We start from the raw sequence: 711 nt of genomic DNA on the forward strand, positions 1-711 counted from the left end.
CCTCGTGACCGAGCGCTGCGACCATTATTTCCTTATGTGTTCGCAGCCGCCGCGCGACATCGATGATAGCTGGATCATCGACGAGATCGACCAGGCGCTTTCGTTGGTGGCGCCAGATACGAGCGCTATCGGTTTCACAGGTGGTGAGCCTCTTTTGGAATGGCGCCGGTTCCTTCCACTGATTGGCCGGATGCGCGAGCAGCTGCCTAGCACCGCGGTGCACGTTCTCACGAACGGGCGGGCATTTGCAGATCCGAACGTGGCAACGGCTTGGGCCGCGCTAAAGCATCCCGACCTTTGCGCCGGCATTCCAATCTACTCATGCGTGGACGTTGTCCATGACCACGTGGTGCAGTCCCGCGGCGCTTTCGATGAGACTATCCTAGGGATCTTGCGGCTCAAAGATAAAGGGCAGCGGGTAGAGGTAAGGCTGGTGCTCCATAAGCTGACCGCGCCGGGGCTCGTCGAAACGTGTACTTGGTTTGCTCGCAATCTGCCGTTCGTCGATCATATTGCGCTGATGGGTTTGGAGAACACGGGGTTCGCGCTGGCAAACCAAGATCAGCTTTGGATCGACCCGGTGGATTACCAAGCCGATCTCACTCTGGCCGTGGAAATTCTCGTTGCGGCGCGGATAAATGTGTCCGTGTACAACCTGCCGCTCTGCCTGCTTGAACGTCGCGTTTGGCCATACGCGCGGCAGTCCATTTC

At 58.5% G+C, this 711-nt stretch carries 1 protein-coding gene; it reads left to right on the forward strand.

Annotated elements, in window-relative coordinates; all coding sequences use genetic code 11:
* Positions 1 to 711 (forward strand): His-Xaa-Ser system radical SAM maturase HxsC (gene hxsC, locus AC1DWF_RS34535; RefSeq protein ID WP_476842984.1); only part of this gene is annotated, 711 nt, incomplete at both ends.

Source organism: Aminobacter sp. P4_D5 (assembly GCF_056401815.1).